Origin of the sequence: Bradyrhizobium sp. 62 (assembly GCF_023073035.1) — a bacterium.
Classification (GTDB): Bacteria; Pseudomonadota; Alphaproteobacteria; order Rhizobiales; family Xanthobacteraceae; genus Bradyrhizobium.
Window position 1 is genome coordinate 45482 of record NZ_JADPIT010000011.1, and the last position, 819, is coordinate 46300.

The following is an 819-nucleotide window of genomic DNA, read 5'->3' on the forward strand; positions in this document are numbered from 1 at the left end:
CGAGATGGTCGAGCTGTCGTTCGCACAAGTCGGCCGCCGCATCGCTTGGCGCGGGGTAGGCGTGGAGGAGACCGGCGTCGAAGAGACGAGCGGCAAGACGGTCGTGAAGATCGACCCGACCTATTTCCGTCCCACCGAGGTTGATCTCCTCGTCGGTGATGCCAGCAAGGCACGCGAGGTGCTCGGCTGGAAGCCGAAGCGGAGCTTTACAGAGCTCGTCGCCGAGATGATGGCGAGCGATCTGGCGGACGCAAAGCGGGATGTGGCGAGTGGCAAACGTACTGTTTGAGCTGACAGGCAAGAGCGTCTACGTCGCCGGCCATCGCGGCATGGTTGGTGGCGCGCTTGTGCGCCGGCTCGAACGAGAGGACGTGAAGCTCGTCACCGTGGAGCGGCGTGAGCTTGATCTGTGCAATCAGGCTGCGGTTTTCGACTGGTTTGCAAAGACGCGACCGCAGGTGATCTTCCTCGCAGCGGCAAAGGTCGGCGGCATCGTCGCCAACAACACCCTGCGCGCCGAGTTCATTTACGACAACATCGCGATCGCGGCTAACGTGATCCAGGCCGCGCATCGAAACGGCGCCGAGAAGCTGATGTTTCTGGGCTCGTCCTGCATCTACCCAAAGGACGCCGCGCAGCCCTTGCGCGAGGACTCCGTGCTCACTGGCCCGCTAGAGCCGACCAACGAGCCCTATGCGATTGCCAAGATCGCCGGGATCAAGATGGCGGAGGCCTACCGCAGCCAGTATGGCAGCGACTTTATCAGCGTGATGCCAACCAATCTCTACGGGCCCGGCGACAATTATCACCCCGAAATGA

The 819-nt window shown here is 62.1% G+C and carries 2 protein-coding genes; both read left to right on the forward strand.

The annotated features are described in order from the left end of the window. On the forward strand, positions 1-289 hold a 289-nt coding region (locus tag IVB47_RS06950), incomplete at its 5' end, for a GDP-mannose 4,6-dehydratase (RefSeq protein WP_247460665.1). Next, on the forward strand, positions 261-819 hold a 559-nt coding region (locus IVB47_RS06955), incomplete at its 3' end, for an NAD-dependent epimerase/dehydratase family protein (RefSeq protein WP_247460667.1). The genes IVB47_RS06950 and IVB47_RS06955, both read left to right, overlap by 29 nt.